Here is an 18,536-nt window from a genome sequence, read left to right as displayed (position 1 = left end):
CCCTTAACTGGCTGGAGCGGTGGTGGTATCAGGCGTGGCGACGACGGTTACGCCCGGTCTGACCTTTTGTAGCCCGCTAACAATCACGCGGTCACCGTTTTTCAGCCCTTCCGTCACCAGCCAGCGGTCGCCAATCGCCTGAGGCGCAACGACGGTGCGAGACTCAACCTGATTTTTATCGTTCACCACCATCACGGTGGCATCGCCTCGCGGCGTACGAGTCACGCCTTGCTGGGGAACCAGAATCGCATTCGGCTGCGTACCTTCATCAATCCGGGCGCGAACGAACATACCCGGTAACAGCAAATGTTGAGGATTCGGGAAAATGGCGCGCAGGGTAATTGAGCCGGTACTTTGATCCACCGTGACGTCTGAGAACTGCAATGTGCCCTTCAGCGGATAGGGCTGCCCGTTCTCCATCAGTAGCTCAACGCTGCTGGCGGTATCGCCTTTTTGCAGGCTCGTCTGCTTCAGGCGCAAAAAATCATTACTGGACTGGGTGACATCGACATACATCGGATCAAGCTGCTGAACCGTTGCCAGCGCCGCTGCCTGCCCGTTGGTGACCAGCGCCCCTTCCGTTACGCTGGATTTGCCGATGCGACCATCAACGGGCGATGTCACTTTGGTATAGGCAAGGTTGATGCGCGCGCTTTCAACGCCCGCTTTGGCGGCGACGACGCTGGCGTCTGCCTGCTGGGCGGTGGCCACGGCCTGGTCATACTCCTGCTTGCTGACATACTGTGTACCGACCAACGGGAGATAACGTTTCACCGTCAGGTGAGCGATATTGGCCGCCGCCTGGGCCTTCGCCAGCTCGCCTTTGGCGTTGTCGTAAGCCGCCTGATAGGTTGCAGGATCAATCTGGTAAAGCGAATCTCCAGCTTTTACATCGCTGCCCTCCGTGAAGTTGCGACGCAGGATAATACCGCTAACCTGCGGACGAACCTCTGCAACGCGGAACGCATCTGTTCTGCCCGGGAGTTCAGTGGTGACAGCCAGCGGTGCGCTTTTCACAATATGCACAGTGACCTGGGGAGCCTGCGGATGTTGTTGTTGGTTTTCCTGGCCATCGCATCCTGAGAGCAGCACAGCGCAGACAATGAAACCGGCTAAGGGTAAGCGTCTGAAATGATTCGTCATTACTGTTCCTTTAAATACCCGGTAACCGATATTTAGCGTGAATCGGTAGCAGGGGCAGCGGGATAAAAAAATAAAATGTAGCTGCGTATAATAATGAGGGTATTTAATGTTTTTTAATTTATAAGTGCGAATGGCAAGGTCTGAGCAGAAAAATCAGAATCAGACTCGGTTTATTTCTCGGTCTTCTTCCGGCAAGCTAATCAGTTAAATAGCGCTTAATGTGCCTCATTTATTCATGGCATGAATTTAAACTTAAATATGTATTTAGCTAAACTATAAATTAAGAAGATTGACTTTTTTTGTGCAAAACTAAAACGGGAATTGGTGAATACTTTCTTTCTCCTGACCTGTGTTACGTATAAACTTTGTGAGTAGCGAGTCGTTGTCTATGGCGCGGAAAAAGAAAGAAGAAGCTCAACAAACCCGGCAGCAGTTGATTGAGGCGGCTATCGGGCAGTTTGCGACGCGTGGCGTAGCCAACACCACGCTGACGGACATCGCGGATGCTGCAAATGTGACGCGCGGTGCAATCTATTGGCACTTCACCAGTAAAGCTGAAATATTTAATGCCATCTGGGAGCAGCAATTACCGCTTCGCGACATTATTCGCGACAGGCTTTCCCTTTCCGAAGGTGATGATCCATTGTTAATACTTCGTGAGCAATTTATTACTGCGTTGCAGTATATTGCGCGTGAGCCTCGACAATGTGCACTTTTACAAATTCTGTATCATAAATGTGAATTTAGCAGTGACATGATTTCAGAGAGAGACATCAGAAAACGGATTGGATTCAATTATGACACGCTGCGTGCCTCGCTGGAGGCCTGTATTTCACGGAACATCATTTCGCCAAAGGTAAATGTTGATCTGACCTTGATCGTATTCCACGGCTTTTTTAGCGGAATAATTAAAAACTGGTTAATGAATAACGAAAGTTTCAATCTTTATCAGCAGGCACCCGCCCTGGTCGATAGCATTCTGGCGACACTCCCTGTCATTCGCGTATCGCTTCATGATGATGCTTACAGCCCTGCGCCAGGTAGCATCTCCCCTCGCGCACAAAGCGCCTCTATGGTTTGCGCGCTGACGGGTTTACCTAACAGATAACCCTGAAGGGTGTTGCAGCCCAACTCGGTCAAAAAGGCCTGCTGTGCTTCGGTTTCTACGCCTTCAGCCACGACTTTCAGATTGAGTGTTTTGGCGAGGGCCACAATCGCGGAGACAATGGTGGCATCCTCGCTTTCTCCGCTGAGCTCTTTCACGAACGCCCTGTCGATTTTCAATTCACAGGCGGGTAAGCGCTTGAGGTACAGCAGGCTTGAATAGCCGGTGCCAAAATCATCAATGGAGGCCTTTACGCCCGCTTCCGTCAGCTCTGTCAGCACCCGTACACTTTCATCCGGGTTGCTCATTGCCGTGGTTTCCGTCACCTCCAGGATCAACATTTCTGGTGGCACATGATGAAGTGCCAGGCAGTTGAGAACCGTGTTGACCAGCGAAGGCTGTTCAAACTGCAGCGTCGACAGGTTTACCGCCATTGACCAGCTTTGATGTCCCTGAAGATGCCATTCACGCAGCTGGCGACAGGCTTCATTAATTACCCAGTTGCCGATAGGGATAATCAGCCCCGTTTTTTCCGCCAGCGGCAGGAAAAGGTCCGGGGTCAGTAACCCCTGCTTAGGATGCTGCCAGCGCAATAACGCCTCAAATCCAAGGAGAGGGCCGGCGGGGGCGTGAAATTTTGGCTGATACAGCAGGCGGAGCTCATTGCGATCGATCGCCATCCACAGATCGTTCATTAACTGAAGGTGGGTCTGCGCCAGCGTATTCATCGAGGGCTGGAAAAAGTGGTAACCGTTCCGGCCCATATGCTTGGTATGGTACATCGCCGCATCGGCGTTAAACATGAGCTCACGTTCGGTTTTGCCGTCGTGAGGATACAGCGCGATCCCAATGCTGAGGGTGACCATCAGTTCATAGTGGTCGAGGTTGAACGGGCTATCGATCGCGCGCACCAGCGAATTCGCCAGGGAGGCCGCATCGTCCGGGCCTTCCCCCTCAGCCAGCAGAACAAACTCATCACCGCCGATACGTGCCAGGGTGAACTGGCCCTTCAGGAGATGCAGCAGGCGCTCCGTTACGGCAATCAGCAGCTTGTCACCGACATCATGGCCGTAAGCGTCATTGATGGCTTTAAAGCCGTCGAGATCCATGAACATCAGGGCAAAATGGGTCGCCTCGCGATCGGCTTTGCTGATGGCCTGATCGAGTCGGTCTTCCAGCAGGATACGGTTGGGCAGACGCGTCAGGGTATCGTGCAGGGCCAGCTGTGCGAGTTCCCGGTTAGCTTCTGCAAGGGACGAGGCCAGGAGGGCGGTACGCGCCTGAAGGCGGGCGTCCAGCATTGATACCAACAGGGTAATCCCAAGAATAGAGAGCGCGACAACGCTCACCAGCACCGCCAGCCAGCTCCCGTTAATACCCTCATGGTGAACCATTGTGGACATCGGAAACTGTGCGGCTTTCATCCCGGCGTAGTGCATCCCGGCAATGGCTATGCCCATGGTGATGGCGGCACCCGTGCGCATCAGCACGACCTGCGCGGCGTCGTGACGCAGGCGGAAGGTCAGCCATAATGCCGCGAGTGAAGCGGCAAGCGCAATGGCGACCGAAATGGCCACCCAGACCTTATCCCAGATAATCCCGGGCATCACTTCCAGCGCAGCCATGCCGGTGTAATGCATGGCAACAATACCGCTTCCCATCGCCAGCGCACCGGGCAGCAGACGGCGCAAGCGTAATTGATCGCAGCTCACGAGCCAGAGCGCGAACAGTGACGACCCGACGGCGATGACCATGGATAACACCGTCAGGCTGGCGTTGTAGCTCATGCTCATGGAGAGATCCATCGCCAGCATGCCGATAAAATGCATGGCCCACACGCCGATGCCCATTGCAATACCGCCGCCAGCCAGCCAGACGCGGGCAGCGACACCCTCACTCCCGGCGACACGTGCCGCCATATTCAGTGCGGTATACGCCGCAAGGATGGCAACAACAAAGGAGAGGACAACAAGGATATGGTTGTATTGGCTGACCAGCATGGACGGTTCTACTCGAGTGTGGGGTTACGCTAGAGCGGTTGAGAAGGGCGAGACATTATCACCGTCGGGTAATGGCTCAAAGGGATTTAAATCCCCGTTTTTAGTGGGTAATCACGGGGAGTTTGCGCAATCAGGCGGCTAGTCGAGCTCTGAACAGTTTACGAGTTTCAGGGGATTCACGGAGTTCATATTGCGACACTTATCGGTTTCGGTGCTCATCAGTTCAATCCACTGCATCAGAAGTGCATCGAAAATCAGAACGGAGATTGCAAAGACAACCAGCCACCAGTATTTACGAATCATTGTGTCATTCCGCGAGAAGAGCGCCAGTAAAGTGGGGGAAATATACACCAAAAGCGGCGGTTTTAAAGCGGGATAAGTGAAGGTTTACAAAGCGTTGACGGAGTGAAGCAGGGAATAAAAAAGGCGCTTCCCCATGCCGAAGAGCGCCTTTTTAAACAAGCATTTAACTGATTAGTATCAGTTCATGCCGTATTTTTTCAGTTTCTTACGCAGAGTACCACGGTTGATACCCATCATCAGCGCAGCGCGGGTTTGGTTACCGCGGGTGTATTGCATCACCATGTCCAACAGTGGCTGTTCAACTTCAGCCAGTACCAGCTCATACAGGTCATTAACATCCTGACCGTTCAGTTGAGCAAAATAGTTCTTCAGTGCCTGTTTAACCGAGTCACGCAGGGGCTTTTGAGTTACCTGATCCTGAGAGTTAACGGTAGAAACGGTCAGTACGTCAGAATTTACGCGTTGTTCGAACATAGTTCTGTCAGCTCTTTATTTCATTACGCAAGATTTTCGAAGTATGCCTCCAACGCCTCCAGCTGTTCGCTGGCATCCTCAATGGCGTTGAATGTGCGCCGAAACTGGTCATCTGGAGCGTGCTCCTGGAGATACCAGGAAACGTGTTTACGCGCAATTCGGTACCCTTTCGCCTGACCGTAGTGGTCATGCAGTTCCCGAACATGCGAACAAAGCAAGCGCTTAACCTCTGCCAGAGGCAGGGGAGCAAGCAGCTCTCCAGTGTCCAGATAATGCTGGATTTCCCGAAAGATCCAGGGTCTTCCCTGAGCGGCGCGTCCTATCATCAGAGCATCAGCTCCCGTATAGTCGAGCACCGCTCTGGCTTTAAGCGGGTCAGTTATGTCGCCATTCGCGATAATCGGAATGGAAACTTTCTGCTTAACTGCCCGAATGCTGTCGTATTCAGCTTCACCGTTGAACAAACAGGCGCGCGTGCGTCCATGAATGGTCAGGGCCTGAATGCCACAGTCTTCGGCCAGTTGGGCAATCTCTACACAGTTACGGTGTTCCGGCGACCAACCCGTGCGAATCTTTAACGTAACAGGAACGTCCACTGCGCTGACAACCGCCGTCAGGATAGCTTTCACCTGGTCGGGGTATTGCAGAAGGGCTGAACCTGCAAGCTTGCGATTCACTTTTTTGGCCGGGCACCCCATATTGATATCAATAATCTGGGCACCACTTTCCACGTTGATACGCGCGGCATCTGCCATTTCTTCAGGCACGCTTCCGGCAATTTGCACGGTGCGAATACCGGGTTCATCAATGTGCACCATCCGAAGGCGGGATTTATCGCTTTCCCAAACCTGCGGGTTAGACGACATCATCTCGGATACGGTTAAACCGGCTCCCATCTCATAGCACAGCGTCCTGAACGGCCGGTCGGTAATACCTGCCATAGGGGCTGCGATCAGGCGATTTCTAAGCTGGTGGTGTCCGATGCGCATGAGTTAAGAAATGACCATACTGTGACTGCAAGGCGGCGTATATTACGCATTTTTTGCACGAGATGAAAGGCCAAACTTTGAACAATCCACTGTTGTAGATCAAGGAATCGCCGCGCAATCTTTCCGTTAAGAATTATTCACTATTTAAATCATTGTGTTAGGCAGGAATGGCTATTTTATGAGCGCTTACAATTTCCCGTAACTTCTCATCATTTCTGAATAAATGGCTTACCTGAGCGGGATAATCTGCTGTTTTTCGCAGCAGATTTTCCCTCTTCTTTGCGATCTACGTCGCATTTTAGAACATGATCTTAAGCCTCAGAATGGGCGTTATTCGACCACAACGCGCCCATGCAGAGACTGTACCGGACGGTTATTATCGTGATGCATGGTATGGGTAAATTTCTCAAGCTGTTCTGCTGAGACGGTTAACGGCTGTTTGAGCACGATCCAGATGACCCCTTCAGAACACGGTGGCGTGGTCAGAGATCCGCTAAAGCGCCAGTAGGTTTTCACCTTCGGCAGCAGCTTGTTCAGGTTGAGATCCTTCTCAATGGAGACGTTCTGTTCAGCCTGCTGCGGCATCACGCTCCACAGCTTATCCAGCTCCGGATTCGCAGCCCCTTTATCAAACATGACGGCTACCACGGTCAGCTCACCCGCGCTGTTTTTATGTACCAGATGCATCTCCATCGCGTACTTCTTGCCGTGCACGGTGTTTTCGCTTGGTGCATGGAAGTGGAACTGCTGGAGCGTCCAGGTTTGCTTGTCCAGAGTGATGGTGTCACGGGTGTCAGCCTGTTCGCTAGCCTGAATGGTATGGCCATTATTGGTCAGCGTTACAGGACCATCAATGTAGTGTGTTTGCAGCGGGGAGAGATGGGCGTTAGCGGTCGAATCAATATTTATCGGAGACTGGTTCATCCCGCTCTGGCAGGTCTTGTAGGCCTCGTCCAGTTCACCCCAGTGTTCCGGTGAACCTTCCCCTTCATAGCCCCAGTGTGATGCGAATGCTGAAGCCGAAACTATGCTCAGCGCAAACAGCGCTGCCTTGCCTGTAATGTGTTTCATCATATTCTTCCGGTGAATTTTTTAATACAAATCAACATGATTTGTGTGGTTATTTTACCGAAGAATGGCAGAGGGAGAGAGGATTATCAGTGGGAGAGAGGCGTGGTCAGAGGACCACGCCAAATGCTTATTTTTTACGACCGGTAATACGGCACCACTCTTCTTTCTCCACCACCGGGTCGAGAGCGAAAAGATCGGCGTAGGCTTCACACACGCTGTCTGCCTGGCTTGCCAGGATACCCGAAAGTCCCAGCAGACCGCCCTCAACGGGCAGCACGCTGATTAACGGAGCCAGTTCGCGCAGTGGGCCCGCCAGAATGTTTGCAACCACCACATCGGCTTTCATGGCTTCTGGCTGTGCATCCGGCAGATACAGCTCCAGTCGATCGGAAACGCCGTTGCGCTTGGCGTTGTCACGGCTGGCCTGAATCGCCTGTGGATCGATATCGATCCCGATAGCTTTTGCCGCGCCCAGTTTCAGGGCGGCAATCGCAAGGATCCCGGATCCACAGCCGAAGTCGATCACCGTCTTACCATCCAGATCGAGACCATCCAGCCACTGCAGGCACAGGGAGGTCGTTGGATGGGTGCCGGTACCAAACGCCAGACCCGGATCGAGCATGACGTTAACCGCGTTTTCATCAGGAACCTCGCGCCAGCTTGGGCAGATCCACAGACGTTTGCCGAACTGCATCGGGTGGAAGTTATCCATCCATTCGCGTTCCCAGTCTTTGTCTTCCAGCTGTTCGATTTTGTGCGCAAAGCCCGCGCCCAGCAGAGGGTGGTTTTCCAGAATCGCGACGACCTCTTTCATGTCGGTTTCAGCATCGAACAGGCCAATCACGTCGGTATCGCCCCACAGGCGGGTTTCGCCCGGCAGCGGTTCAAAGACCGGCGTGTCATGCGTGTCTTGGAAGGTGATAGAGACCGAGCCGGCCTCCATTAGCGCATCGCTCAGCTCTTCGGCGTTCGCGCCGGTTGTATTCAGTTTTAGTTGGATCCACGGCATGGCAAAACTCTTTATTTATCAGTAGAAATCATAGCGGGCTGTGGGACGGGCTGACCGAAACGGTTCCCCACCACAAACGCCAGTAAACTTAGCAGTAACGAAGGCACAATCGGATGGAAGCCCAGGTACTGAATCTTAAACGTTGCGAGGACGGCGTACAGCACGCCGCCAACAATCATCGCGCTCAGCGCACCGGCAGCATTTGCGCGTTCCCAGTAGAGCCCTAACACCAGCGGCCACAGGAATACCGCCTCAAGCCCACCAAATGCCAGCAGGTTCAGCCAGATGATCATCTCCGGCGGGCGCCATGCGGCTAACAGCAGCAACGCGCCTAGCACCAGCGTAATCACCGCCGACATATGCTTCAGGCGACGTTCATTTTCAACCTGCTCAGGGCGCAGGTTCAGATAGAGATCTTTAATGATCGTAGCGGAACTTTGCAGTAACTGAGCGTTGATGGTCGACATAATGGCGGCCATTGGCGCAGCGAGGAAAATCCCGGCGGCAAAGGGGGGCAGTACTTTGACCATCAGCGTCGGGATAACCAGATCCGGCACGGTAAGATCGGGGATTACCGCGCGCCCTAATGCCCCCGCCAGATGCATACCAAACATCAGGACCGCGACCACAATCGTCCCGATGATGATGCCCTTGTGAACGGCTTTGCTGTCTTTATAGGAGATACAGCGCACGGCGGTATGCGGCAGACCAATTACTCCGAAGCAGACTAACACCCAGAATGAGGTCATAAAGGTCGGAGAGAGGATATCATCTGCGCCCTGCGGCGAGACCAGTTTCGGGTCAATCGCTTCCAGGGTTTCCACCGCGTGAGTGAGTCCACCCGCCGCATGGACAATCCCCACCAGCAGAACGATCGTACCGATGAGCATCACCATTCCCTGCAGCGTATCGTTCAGCACGCTGGCGCGGAATCCGCCAAACGCAGTATAGAGCGCGATGCTTACCCCGAAGATGATGAGGCCTGTCTCGTAAGGGATGCCGGCCGCCGTTTCCAGCAGACGCGCACCGCCGATAAACTGTACGGTCATCGCACCGATAAACGCCACCAGCAGGCTCAAGCTCGCCAGCCACACCAGCAAGCGGCTCTGGTAACGGGCAAAGAGCATATCGTTGAGCGTCACGGCATTGTAACGGCGCGCCAGAATGGCAAATTTTTTACCCAGTATGCCCAACGAGAGCCAGACGGCAGGCAGCTGGATCATCGCCAGCAAAACCCAGCCTAACCCGTATTTGTAGGCCGCACCGGGGCCGCCAATAAACGAGCTGGCGCTGATATAGGTCGCGGTCAGCGTCATTGCCAGCACAACGCCGCCCATCGAACGGCTGCCGAGGAAATACTCGTTCAGAAAGGCACCGGTCGTTCTTTTGCGCATGGCGTAAATGGACAATCCAAATACGACCAGCAGGTAAGCGACAAGCGGCAGAATGACTTCAAGCTGCATCATCGTCCTCCAGCGGAATATCCCGGTAGATAAATTTCACCATTGCCCAGCACAGCAGGATAAACACCAGCGGAACCAGCAGGCAGGCCAGTTCGAACCAGTGCGGCAGGCCGGTGATGCCAATAGCAGAGTCTGGTAAGTGAGCGGTTACTAACCATGCGGCAAGATAGAGAAGGGTCAGCCACAGCGCCCAGCGCGCTTCTTTATGGGCCTGAACAAAACGTTTGTCCATTTTTTGTCCCTTGTGGATGAAGAAAGCGGGGATTGTACATGATGAGGCTTTCCAGGCCCCAGAAATAAAAAAGGCCGGATAATCCGGCCTTTTCACAACACAGGTCTCTTACTTCTCGTTCAGACCGAGTTTTTTCTCCAGATAGTGGATGTTGGTTCCACCATTCTGGAAGTGCTCGTCGCTCATGATGCGCATCTGCAGATCAACGTTGGTTTTGATTCCGTCGATGATCAGTTCCTGCAGGGCGTTCTTCATGCGGGCAATCGCCACGTCACGGTTTTCGCCGTAGCAGATGAGCTTGCCGATCATTGAGTCATAGTACGGCGGTACGGTGTAACCGGCGTAGATATGAGACTCCCAGCGCACGCCAAAGCCACCCGGCGCGTGGAAACGCGTGATTTTACCCGGGCTTGGCAGGAAGGTGTTCGGGTCTTCGGCGTTGATACGGCATTCTACCGCATGGCCTTTCACCACAACTTCTTCCTGCTTGATGGACAGCGGCTGACCGGCTGCGATACGCAGCTGCTCTTTAATCAGGTCAACGCCGGTGATCATTTCGGTAACCGGGTGTTCAACCTGAATACGGGTGTTCATCTCAATGAAGTAGAACTCGCCGTTTTCGAACAGGAACTCAAAGGTACCCGCTCCACGATAGCCGATATCGACACACGCTTTAGCGCAACGTTCGCCGATGTAGCGACGCAGTTCCGGAGTAATGCCCGGCGCTGGTGCTTCTTCGACCACCTTCTGGTGACGACGCTGCATGGAGCAGTCACGTTCAGCCAGATAGATCGCGTTACCCTGACCGTCAGCCAGCACCTGAATTTCGATGTGGCGTGGGTTTTCCAGGTATTTTTCCATGTACACCATATCATTGCTGAAAGCGGCTTTCGCTTCTGCTTTGGTCATGGAGATGGACTGCGCCAGTTCAGCATCGCTGCGCACAACGCGCATACCGCGACCGCCGCCGCCGCCGGACGCCTTGATGATAACCGGGTAGCCAATGCGTTTAGCATGAGCACGGTTAGCATCCATGTCGTCGGTCAGAGGGCCGTCAGAGCCTGGTACGGTTGGTACACCGGCTTTTTTCATCGCGGTGATCGCAGACACTTTGTCGCCCATCAGGCGGATGGTGTCGGCTTTCGGGCCGATGAAGATAAAGCCAGAGCGTTCAACCTGCTCAGCAAAGTTGGCGTTCTCAGAGAGGAAGCCGTAACCCGGATGAATTGCCACCGCGCCGGTGATTTCAGCGGCGCTGATGATAGCCGGGATGTTCAGATAGCTTTTTACGGACGGAGCCGGGCCAATACAGACCGTCTCATCCGCCAGCAATACGTGTTTTAAATCGCGATCCGCGCTTGAGTGCACAGCGACAGTCTTGATGCCCAGTTCTTTACAGGCACGAAGAATACGCAGTGCGATCTCGCCGCGGTTGGCGATAACAATTTTATCCAGCATGTACGCCTCGTTACTCGATGACGACCAGCGGCTCGTCAAATTCAACCGGCTGACCACTTTCGACCAGAATCGCTTTCACAGTACCTGATTTGTCTGCTTCGATCTGGTTCATCATTTTCATCGCTTCAACGATGCACAGGGTATCGCCTACGTTGACTTTCTGACCCACTTCGATGAACGCCTTCGCGTCCGGGCTCGGGGTGCGGTAGAAAGTACCAACCATTGGGGAACGTACGATGTGACCACTGATTTCTGCTGCAGCGGCAGGTGCGGCTTCAGCTGCTGCTGGTGCAACGGCTGCGGAGAGCGCAGGCTGCTGCACTGGCGCAGCGTAAGCTTGCTGCATTACCGGGAAGCTAGCGGCTGGGGCTGCACGGCTGATGCGTACAGACTCTTCGCCTTCAGAAATTTCCAGTTCGGAGATGCCTGATTCTTCAACCAGCTCGATCAGTTTTTTAATCTTACGAATATCCATGAGTGGGTTCCGTACTCTTGTTTAGTGTGATTGTGACAAGCGTTTTACCGCTGTCTGTAAAGCGTATGAATAGCCGTCTGCGCCCAGTCCACAGATAACGCCAGCAGCGATATCTGACAGATACGAATGGTGGCGGAACGGCTCTCGGGCGTGCACGTTACTCAGGTGGATCTCGATAAACGGGATACTCACCGCAAGCAGTGCGTCGCGGATAGCAACACTGGTGTGCGTAAACGCGGCCGGATTGATCAGGATATAGTCCACATTGTCTTTAGCCTGATGAATACGGTCGATGATTGCGTACTCCGCGTTTGACTGAAAATGATCCAAATCCACATTCAGCGACGCTGCTTCCGTGCTCAAACGGTTAACAATTTCGCTTAATGTCAGCGTGCCGTACTTCTCCGGCTCACGGGTGCCGAGCATGTTCAGGTTCGGTCCGTTCAAAACTAAGATCTGGAACTTATCAGTCATTATGCCGCTATCTCCTGCGATTTTCGGGTAAAAAACAAAATATACCGTCGAAGCGCAAATGTCACCTTTTCAGAGGCCAAAAACCACTGTCAGGCGAACCAAGGTCGCACATTATAACGATTTCGTAGCATTTGGCAGCTAAATACTGGTCTTATCAGGGAAGATTATCAACCGCAATCCAAAAAAGATTTGCGGTTGAGAGGCAATCTGCGGGAAAACGCACAGTTTCGCGAACTATCGCAACCACTGGCGGAACTTCTTGTAACGCCATGCTAAAAGCGCCACGACCGCCAGCGCGTAAAGGACCGGCTGCGGAGAGAGGATCTTCACCGACCACAGATAGTGAATGGGTGCGAGGATCGCGACAAGATAGACGAAGTTATGCAGCAACTGCCAGCGACGGCCCAGCTTTCGCTGCGCATATTGCGTGGATGTCAGCGCTAACGCCAGTAAAATCACCCAGCTCACAATACCCAGCGTCAGATAAGGGCGCGTCACCAGTTCGCGGCCAAGCAGTGTCAGATTGTTAATTCCCAGTTCCAGCAGGGCATAGCTGGTCAGATGCAGCGTGGCCCAGGCAAAACACCATAGCCCCAAAAGCCGACGGGTGCGTATCAATAGTGGCTGTTTAGCGTAGCGCGCCAGCGGCGAGACGAGCAAGGTGGCCAGTAAAAATTTCAGAGCCATCCGACCGGTAAAATGCTGGATATCCTTGGCCGGATCGGCGCTAAAAAGCCCCTGGCTGGCGGCCCAGAACAGCCAGAGAAAGGGGAGTATTCCGGCTAAATGCAGCAGCACTTTCAGCCAGGTAATCTGTTTTGCCGTTAAACGCACTCAGAAGTTCTCCCGTAAATTGAGGCCACGGTACAGCGAGGCCACTTCATCCGCATAACCGTTAAACAGCAGCGTTGGCTGGCGCTTCACGTCCAGCGCGCCGCCGGAACCGATAAAACGCTCGGTCGCCTGCGACCAGCGCGGATGATCCACGTGCGGATTCACGTTGGCGAAGAAACCGTATTCGTCCGGAGCCGCCAGATTCCAGGTGGTTGGCGGACGCTCGCGGGTGAGCTTAATGCTGACGATAGACTTAATTCCTTTGAAACCGTATTTCCACGGCACGGTTAAACGGATGGGCGCGCCGTTCTGCGGCGGAAGCGCCTTGCCGTAAACGCCGACGGTCAGCAGCGTAAGAGGGTGCATGGCTTCGTCAAGGCGTAACCCTTCAACGTAGGGATACTCCAGCCCGCCGCCAATGAACCGGTCTTTCTGGCCCGGCATCTCGTCCGGCGCATAGCGCGTCTGGAAAGCGACATATTTTGCGTTGCTGGTGGGCTCCACCATCGCCAGCAATTTATGCAGCGGGAAGCCGATCCAGGGCACCACCATCGACCAGGCTTCCACGCAGCGCATGCGGTAGATACGCTCTTCGAGCGGGAAACGGGTGGTCAGATCGTGGTGGTCCAGCGTCAGGGGTTTTGCCACTTCGCCGTCGATTTTCAGCGTCCACGGATCGGTTTTGAGACTACCGGCGTTGGCCGCAGGATCGGCCTTGTCGAGGCCAAATTCGTAGAAGTTGTTATAGCCCGTCACTTTATCTTCTGGCGTAAGCGTCAGTTTGTTCTGCCATTGGGCGGGTTTCGTAAAGGTGAGCGGGGCGCCGGAAGGGGCCTTCGGCCGATCGTTGCCTTTAAACCAGTCGAGCAGGTCAGCGTGAGCCGAAGGCGAGAGCGAGAGCGCGGTGGCGCTGATGCCAAGCATTTTCAGGATCTGGCGGCGCTGTAACATAAAGACAGACTCGGACGTTACGTCGGCTTCCGTCAGTTTTCGGTTTTTCATGGCATCCTCCGTCATGCGTTTTCCTAAGCATGACGGAGGAGAGTGATTCGCGCGAATATGTCACGAAAATTTGAAGATTAGGCGATTTTCACCAGCGCGCGACCGTGGAACTGGTTATCCATGATCTTACTGGCATAGTCCGGTGCCTGGCTGAGCGTAATCTCCGTGGCGCTTTGGGTGTAGAAAGATTCCGGCAAATCGCGCACCAGACGTTCCCATACCTCAGTACGACGAGCCGCAGGTGTCATCACGGAATCCACGCCCTGCAGGCGGACGTTACGCAGAATGAATGGCATCACGGTGGTTGGCAGGGCAAATCCGCCCGCCAGCCCACAGGCGGCCACGCAGCCGCCGTAGTTCATCTGCGCCAGGACTTTTGCCAGCACTTTATCACCGACGGTATCCACCGCGCCCGCCCAGACCTGTTTTTCCAGTGGACGGGTTTCGGCGAATTCGTCACGGCCGAGAATGCGGTTTGCACCGAGCTGGCGCAGGTAATCGTGGGTACTTTCCCGACCGGAAACCGCCGCAACCTGATAGCCCAGCTTGTGCAGTAGCGTCACTGCCGTGCTGCCCACGCCCCCGCTGGCACCGGTGACGACAACTTCCCCCGATTCAGGGCGGATGCCTGCGTCTTCCAGCGCCATCACGCACAGCATCGCGGTAAAGCCTGCCGTGCCGACGATCATCGCCTTGCGGCCATCCATACCTTTCGGCATCGGCACCAGCCAGTCGCCCTTCACGCGCGCCTGCGTGGCCAGCCCGCCCCAGTGATTTTCACCTACGCCCCAGCCGGTGAGCAGGACCTGCTGGCCCGGATGGAAGCGCGGATCCTCGCTGGTATGTACCCGGCCAGCGAAATCAATACCTGGCACCATAGGGAAATTTCGGATGATTTTACCCTTCCCGGTAATCGCCAGCGCATCTTTATAATTTAAACTGGACCAGTCGATGTCGACGGTTACTTCGCCTTCCGGCAGGCGACTCTCTTCTACCGCCTGCACTGAGGCAAGCGTTTTGCCGTCCTGCTGTTCTAAGATCAAAGCCTGCATACGGGGTCCTCTCGACTCATTTGATTGGAAAATAATTTCTGAAGACTATACTCGCTCAGGGAAACGCAGTGCCGATTTAACGCAATAAATTGCCAGATACACCCGATTTGGTAGTATGCCGCATTTGAAATGCAAGTTAGCGCTTACTCGCTACCCCATCAACCCACGGAGTAATCTCAAGGATGCGATTAACGACGAAGTTCTCAGCTTTTATCACCTTGCTGACGGGGCTTACCATTTTTGTCACCCTTCTGGGCTGCTCTCTGAGCTTTTACAACGCCATTCAGGACAAACTGGTTAACCGGGTACAGTCTGTCGCGTCGGTAATTGATACGCGTCTGCTGACGACGCCGCTACCGGCACTCTCCAGGGAGCTCGATGAGTTGATGGTACCTGTTGATATTGTTCAGATCGACATTCAGCAGGGCAAGCATCGTGTGTTAAGCCACGAACGCCCGGGAAGCTATCGGCCTTCGGGCGTGGTGAGCCAGTATCGGGAAGTGACCGTACATTCCCTTAAAAATCCGGGGATGACCATACGCATGGTCTATCTCGATCCGATGGCCAGCTATTTCCGTTCCATGATGACCACCGCGCCGCTCACCGTCGCGGTGGCATTTATCGTCCTGCTGATCTTTCTCGCGGTCCGCTGGCTGCGCCGCCAGCTCTCCGGCCAGGAGCTGCTGGAGATGCGCTCCGTGCGGATCCTTAACGGTGAACGCGGCCCGCAGGTCCGTGGTTCAGTCCACGAATGGCCGTCACGCGCCAGCAGCGCGCTGGATACGCTGCTCTCGGAAATCCAGTTTGCCAGCGACCAGCGCAGCCGTATGGATACGCTGATCCGCTCCTATGCCGCGCAGGATAATAAAACCGGCCTCAACAACCGCCTTTTCTTTGATAATCAGCTCGCCACGCTGCTCGACGATTCGGAAAAAGTGGGGACGCACGGGGTGGTGATGATGATTCGCCTGCCTGATTTCGATCTCCTGCGCGACACCTGGGGACAGCGGGCCGCGGAAGAAAATCTCTTTACGCTGATCAACCTGCTCTCCACCTTTATTATGCGCTACCCGGGCGCGCTGCTGGCCCGCTACCACCGCAGCGACTTTGCCGTGTTGCTGCCGCATCGGACGCTGAAGGAGTCGGAAAGCATCGCCAGCCAGCTGCTGAAGGCGGTTGATGCGCTGCCGCAGAGCAAAATGCTCGACAGGGACGATATGGTCCACATGGGGATCTGCGCCTGGCGTGGCGGACAATCGACAGAACAGGTGATGGAGCATGCGGAAGCGGCCACCCGCAACGCCGTGCTGCAGGGCGCGAACGGATGGGCGGTCTATGATGATTCGCTGCCGGAAAAAGGGCGCGGTAACGTGCGCTGGCGTACGTTGATTGAGCAAATGCTGAGTCGCGGCGGACCGCGTATTTATCAAAAACCCGCGGTCATGAAAAACGGCAACGTTCATCACCGTGAACTGATGTGTCGTATTTTTGACGGTACGGAAGAGGTTATTTCTGCGGAATATCTGCCAATGGTGCTGCAATTTGGGCTGTCCGAAGAGTATGACCGTCAGCAAATTAGCCGCTTGATTCCGTTTTTATCATTCTGGCCTGAAGAGAGCCTGGCGTTACAGGTCACCGTGGAGTCATTAATACGCCCGCGTTTTCAGCGCTGGCTGCGTGATACATTAATGCAATGCGAAAAATCGCAACGCAAACGCATTATTTTTGAACTTGCTGAGGCGGATGTAGGTCAACACATCAGCCGGTTACGTCCGGTGGTTCGTTTGATCAACGCGCTCGGCGCGCGCGTCGCGGTGACGCAGGCAGGTTTGACGCTGGTCAGCACCAACTGGATCAAGGAGCTGGATGTGGAGCTATTAAAGCTACATCCGGGGCTGGTAAGGAATATTGAAAAGCGCACGGAAAACCAGCTGCTGGTACAGAGCCTGGTTGAGGCGTGCAAAGGAACGCGAACACAGGTCTTTGCCGCGGGCGTGCGCGCCAGAGGCGAATGGCAAATGTTAACAGAGCGCGGTGTAATGGGTGGTCAGGGGGATTTTTTTGCTGCCTCTCAGCCGCTTGACACCAATGTGAAAAAATATTTGCAAAGATACTCGGTTTGACCTGCCGTTTACGCTGTTTTCACGTAGAATATCGCGCCTGTAGCTTTGAGTATGTCGAGCAAAAAGCCAGTGAACGACCTTTAACGGGTTACAAAGGTCAGTAAGGAGTGCTGCTGTTTACTCAGCCCTGAGGGAGTCAGGGGATGATTTTGTAACATCAGGAAACGTACTGCACAAATTTTCACCGTTGCAGATGATTTTTGCGCCTTGTCGCTGCTGCGTGTGGTTGGTAAAGTAAGCGGATTTTGTTTTCCGCCCCAGCTTTCAGGATTATCCCTTAGTATGTTGAAAAAATTTCGTGGCATGTTTTCCAATGACCTGTCCATTGACCTGGGTACTGCGAATACCCTTATTTATGTAAAAGGACAAGGCATCGTATTGAATGAGCCTTCCGTTGTGGCCATTCGTCAGGATCGTGCAGGCTCGCCGAAAAGCGTAGCCGCTGTGGGTCATGACGCGAAGCAGATGCTGGGTCGTACCCCTGGCAACATCGCCGCTATTCGCCCAATGAAAGACGGCGTTATCGCTGACTTCTTCGTGACTGAAAAAATGCTTCAGCACTTCATCAAGCAGGTTCACAGCAACAGCTTCATGCGTCCAAGCCCGCGTGTTCTGGTGTGTGTGCCGGTTGGCGCAACCCAGGTCGAGCGTCGCGCAATCCGTGAATCTGCTCAGGGTGCAGGTGCGCGTGAAGTGTTCCTGATTGAAGAGCCAATGGCGGCGGCAATCGGTGCAGGTCTGCCTGTGTCTGAAGCGACCGGTTCCATGGTGGTGGATATCGGTGGTGGTACCACTGAAGTGGCCGTTATCTCGCTGAACGGCGTGGTGTACTCCTCTTCCGTACGCATCGGTGGTGACCGCTTCGACGAAGCCATCATTAATTATGTGCGCCGTAACTACGGCTCTCTGATCGGTGAAGCCACCGCAGAGCGTATCAAACACGAAATCGGCTCTGCATATCCGGGCGATGAAGTGCGCGAGATCGAAGTACGTGGCCGCAACCTGGCTGAAGGTGTTCCACGCGGTTTCACCCTGAACTCCAACGAAATTCTGGAAGCACTGCAGGAGCCACTGACGGGTATCGTGAGTGCGGTAATGGTCGCGCTGGAACAGTGCCCACCAGAGCTGGCGTCCGATATCTCCGAGCGCGGTATGGTTCTGACCGGTGGTGGTGCGCTGCTGCGTAACCTCGACCGCCTGTTAATGGAAGAGACAGGTATTCCTGTCGTAGTTGCAGAAGATCCACTGACTTGCGTCGCCCGTGGTGGTGGCAAGGCGCTGGAAATGATCGACATGCACGGCGGCGATTTGTTCAGCGAAGAGTAGTCG

At 54.3% G+C, this 18,536-nt stretch carries 19 protein-coding genes; 3 read left to right on the top strand and 16 right to left on the bottom strand.

Going from position 1 to position 18,536, the window contains the following annotated elements; all coding sequences use genetic code 11:
* Nucleotides 1-3: 3 nt before the first annotated feature.
* On the bottom strand, nucleotides 4-1,143 hold the full coding sequence (locus tag FHC48_RS07495; protein ID WP_045337038.1) for an efflux RND transporter periplasmic adaptor subunit: 1,140 nt from the start codon (nucleotides 1,141-1,143) through the stop codon (nucleotides 4-6).
* A 388-nt stretch (nucleotides 1,144-1,531) separates the two neighbouring features.
* On the opposite strand from FHC48_RS07495, the gene envR reads away from it, so the two are divergent.
* On the top strand, nucleotides 1,532-2,251 hold the full coding sequence (gene envR, locus FHC48_RS07490) for an acrEF/envCD operon transcriptional regulator (RefSeq protein WP_063616118.1): 720 nt from the start codon (nucleotides 1,532-1,534) through the stop codon (nucleotides 2,249-2,251).
* On the opposite strand, the gene FHC48_RS07485 is transcribed toward envR, so the two are convergent.
* The 14 genes from FHC48_RS07485 to FHC48_RS07420 form a co-directional block, all read right to left on the bottom strand.
* On the bottom strand, nucleotides 2,167-4,248 hold the full coding sequence (locus FHC48_RS07485; protein ID WP_059362213.1) for a bifunctional diguanylate cyclase/phosphodiesterase: 2,082 nt from the start codon (nucleotides 4,246-4,248) through the stop codon (nucleotides 2,167-2,169). The genes envR and FHC48_RS07485 overlap by 85 nt on opposite strands.
* 138 nt (nucleotides 4,249-4,386) lie before the next feature.
* Nucleotides 4,387-4,551 carry a DUF2556 family protein gene (locus FHC48_RS07480; protein ID WP_008502862.1) on the bottom strand — a complete coding sequence of 55 codons (165 nt, stop codon included), beginning with the start codon at nucleotides 4,549-4,551 and terminating at the stop codon, nucleotides 4,387-4,389.
* Nucleotides 4,552-4,728: 177 nt separating this feature from the next.
* Nucleotides 4,729-5,025 carry a DNA-binding transcriptional regulator Fis gene (gene fis, locus FHC48_RS07475; RefSeq protein WP_000462905.1) on the bottom strand — a complete coding sequence of 99 codons (297 nt, stop codon included), beginning with the start codon at nucleotides 5,023-5,025 and terminating at the stop codon, nucleotides 4,729-4,731.
* A 23-nt stretch (nucleotides 5,026-5,048) separates the two neighbouring features.
* The gene (dusB, locus tag FHC48_RS07470; protein WP_008502861.1) at nucleotides 5,049-6,014 is read right to left on the bottom strand and encodes a tRNA dihydrouridine synthase DusB; all 966 of its coding nucleotides are present in this window, start codon (nucleotides 6,012-6,014) and stop codon (nucleotides 5,049-5,051) included.
* Nucleotides 6,015-6,344: 330 nt separating this feature from the next.
* Entirely contained in the window at nucleotides 6,345-7,085 is a 741-nt protein-coding gene (locus FHC48_RS07465; RefSeq protein ID WP_059362754.1) for a carbonic anhydrase, read from the bottom strand.
* Nucleotides 7,086-7,212: 127 nt separating this feature from the next.
* On the bottom strand, nucleotides 7,213-8,094 hold the full coding sequence (gene prmA / locus FHC48_RS07460; RefSeq protein ID WP_059362751.1) for a 50S ribosomal protein L11 methyltransferase: 882 nt from the start codon (nucleotides 8,092-8,094) through the stop codon (nucleotides 7,213-7,215).
* A gap of 11 nt (nucleotides 8,095-8,105) precedes the next feature.
* Entirely contained in the window at nucleotides 8,106-9,557 is a 1,452-nt protein-coding gene (gene panF / locus FHC48_RS07455; RefSeq protein WP_008502858.1) for a sodium/pantothenate symporter, read from the bottom strand.
* On the bottom strand, nucleotides 9,547-9,789 hold the full coding sequence (locus FHC48_RS07450; protein ID WP_059362748.1) for a YhdT family protein: 243 nt from the start codon (nucleotides 9,787-9,789) through the stop codon (nucleotides 9,547-9,549). The genes panF and FHC48_RS07450 overlap by 11 nt, the downstream gene beginning before the upstream one ends.
* A 108-nt stretch (nucleotides 9,790-9,897) precedes the next feature.
* On the bottom strand, nucleotides 9,898-11,247 hold the full coding sequence (gene accC, locus FHC48_RS07445; RefSeq protein ID WP_003860388.1) for an acetyl-CoA carboxylase biotin carboxylase subunit: 1,350 nt from the start codon (nucleotides 11,245-11,247) through the stop codon (nucleotides 9,898-9,900).
* 10 nt (nucleotides 11,248-11,257) lie between these two features.
* Complete coding sequence (accB, locus tag FHC48_RS07440) at nucleotides 11,258-11,722, bottom strand: acetyl-CoA carboxylase biotin carboxyl carrier protein (RefSeq protein ID WP_008502856.1); 465 nt, start codon at nucleotides 11,720-11,722, stop codon at nucleotides 11,258-11,260.
* A gap of 21 nt (nucleotides 11,723-11,743) precedes the next feature.
* Entirely contained in the window at nucleotides 11,744-12,196 is a 453-nt protein-coding gene (gene aroQ, locus FHC48_RS07435) for a type II 3-dehydroquinate dehydratase (RefSeq protein WP_008502855.1), read from the bottom strand.
* Nucleotides 12,197-12,430: 234 nt separating this feature from the next.
* A complete protein-coding gene (msrQ, locus tag FHC48_RS07430) occupies nucleotides 12,431-13,030 on the bottom strand; it encodes a protein-methionine-sulfoxide reductase heme-binding subunit MsrQ (RefSeq protein WP_059362745.1) in 600 nt (199 codons plus the stop codon).
* Nucleotides 13,031-14,032, bottom strand: a complete 1,002-nt coding sequence (msrP, locus tag FHC48_RS07425; protein ID WP_008502853.1) for a protein-methionine-sulfoxide reductase catalytic subunit MsrP — start codon at nucleotides 14,030-14,032, stop codon at nucleotides 13,031-13,033.
* A gap of 77 nt (nucleotides 14,033-14,109) precedes the next feature.
* Nucleotides 14,110-15,084, bottom strand: coding sequence for an MDR family oxidoreductase (locus FHC48_RS07420; RefSeq protein ID WP_059362742.1), 975 nt, complete (start codon nucleotides 15,082-15,084; stop codon nucleotides 14,110-14,112).
* A 182-nt stretch (nucleotides 15,085-15,266) separates the two neighbouring features.
* Here FHC48_RS07420 and csrD point away from each other — a divergent pair, with 182 nt between their 5' ends.
* Nucleotides 15,267-17,207, top strand: a complete 1,941-nt coding sequence (gene csrD / locus FHC48_RS07415) for an RNase E specificity factor CsrD (RefSeq protein ID WP_119312248.1) — start codon at nucleotides 15,267-15,269, stop codon at nucleotides 17,205-17,207.
* 80 nt (nucleotides 17,208-17,287) lie between these two features.
* On the opposite strand, the gene FHC48_RS07410 is transcribed toward csrD, so the two are convergent.
* Complete coding sequence (locus FHC48_RS07410; RefSeq protein ID WP_162230876.1) at nucleotides 17,288-17,521, bottom strand: hypothetical protein; 234 nt, start codon at nucleotides 17,519-17,521, stop codon at nucleotides 17,288-17,290.
* Here FHC48_RS07410 and mreB point away from each other — a divergent pair.
* Nucleotides 17,490-18,533 (top strand): rod shape-determining protein MreB, encoded by a 1,044-nt coding sequence (gene mreB / locus FHC48_RS07405; protein WP_000913396.1) that lies wholly within the window; start codon nucleotides 17,490-17,492, stop codon nucleotides 18,531-18,533. The genes FHC48_RS07410 and mreB overlap by 32 nt on opposite strands.
* The last annotated feature ends 3 nt before the right edge of the window (nucleotides 18,534-18,536 follow it).

Source organism: Enterobacter sp. EC_50 (genome assembly GCF_019584525.1).
In the GTDB taxonomy this organism is placed as follows: Bacteria; Pseudomonadota; Gammaproteobacteria; order Enterobacterales; family Enterobacteriaceae; genus Enterobacter; species Enterobacter roggenkampii.
This window is presented reverse-complemented; position numbering and strand designations above follow the sequence as displayed.

Bases quoted from the DNA above. Each gene is read 5' to 3' on its own strand.
- fis (WP_000462905.1), bottom strand. From the start codon at position 5,025: ATGTTCGAACAACGCGTAAATTCTGACGTACTGACCGTTTCTACCGTT.
- accC (WP_003860388.1), bottom strand. From the start codon at position 11,247: ATGCTGGATAAAATTGTTATCGCCAACCGCGGCGAGATCGCACTGCGT.
- FHC48_RS07420 (WP_059362742.1), bottom strand. From the start codon at position 15,084: ATGCAGGCTTTGATCTTAGAACAGCAGGACGGCAAAACGCTTGCCTCA.
- FHC48_RS07480 (WP_008502862.1), bottom strand. From the start codon at position 4,551: ATGATTCGTAAATACTGGTGGCTGGTTGTCTTTGCAATCTCCGTTCTG.
- FHC48_RS07485 (WP_059362213.1), bottom strand. From the start codon at position 4,248: ATGCTGGTCAGCCAATACAACCATATCCTTGTTGTCCTCTCCTTTGTT.
- mreB (WP_000913396.1), top strand. From the start codon at position 17,490: ATGTTGAAAAAATTTCGTGGCATGTTTTCCAATGACCTGTCCATTGAC.
- panF (WP_008502858.1), bottom strand. From the start codon at position 9,557: ATGCAGCTTGAAGTCATTCTGCCGCTTGTCGCTTACCTGCTGGTCGTA.
- FHC48_RS07465 (WP_059362754.1), bottom strand. From the start codon at position 7,085: ATGAAACACATTACAGGCAAGGCAGCGCTGTTTGCGCTGAGCATAGTT.
- FHC48_RS07495 (WP_045337038.1), bottom strand. From the start codon at position 1,143: ATGACGAATCATTTCAGACGCTTACCCTTAGCCGGTTTCATTGTCTGC.
- msrP (WP_008502853.1), bottom strand. From the start codon at position 14,032: ATGAAAAACCGAAAACTGACGGAAGCCGACGTAACGTCCGAGTCTGTC.
- accB (WP_008502856.1), bottom strand. From the start codon at position 11,722: ATGGATATTCGTAAGATTAAAAAACTGATCGAGCTGGTTGAAGAATCA.
- prmA (WP_059362751.1), bottom strand. From the start codon at position 8,094: ATGCCGTGGATCCAACTAAAACTGAATACAACCGGCGCGAACGCCGAA.
- envR (WP_063616118.1), top strand. From the start codon at position 1,532: ATGGCGCGGAAAAAGAAAGAAGAAGCTCAACAAACCCGGCAGCAGTTG.
- FHC48_RS07450 (WP_059362748.1), bottom strand. From the start codon at position 9,789: ATGGACAAACGTTTTGTTCAGGCCCATAAAGAAGCGCGCTGGGCGCTG.
- aroQ (WP_008502855.1), bottom strand. From the start codon at position 12,196: ATGACTGATAAGTTCCAGATCTTAGTTTTGAACGGACCGAACCTGAAC.
- csrD (WP_119312248.1), top strand. From the start codon at position 15,267: ATGCGATTAACGACGAAGTTCTCAGCTTTTATCACCTTGCTGACGGGG.
- dusB (WP_008502861.1), bottom strand. From the start codon at position 6,014: ATGCGCATCGGACACCACCAGCTTAGAAATCGCCTGATCGCAGCCCCT.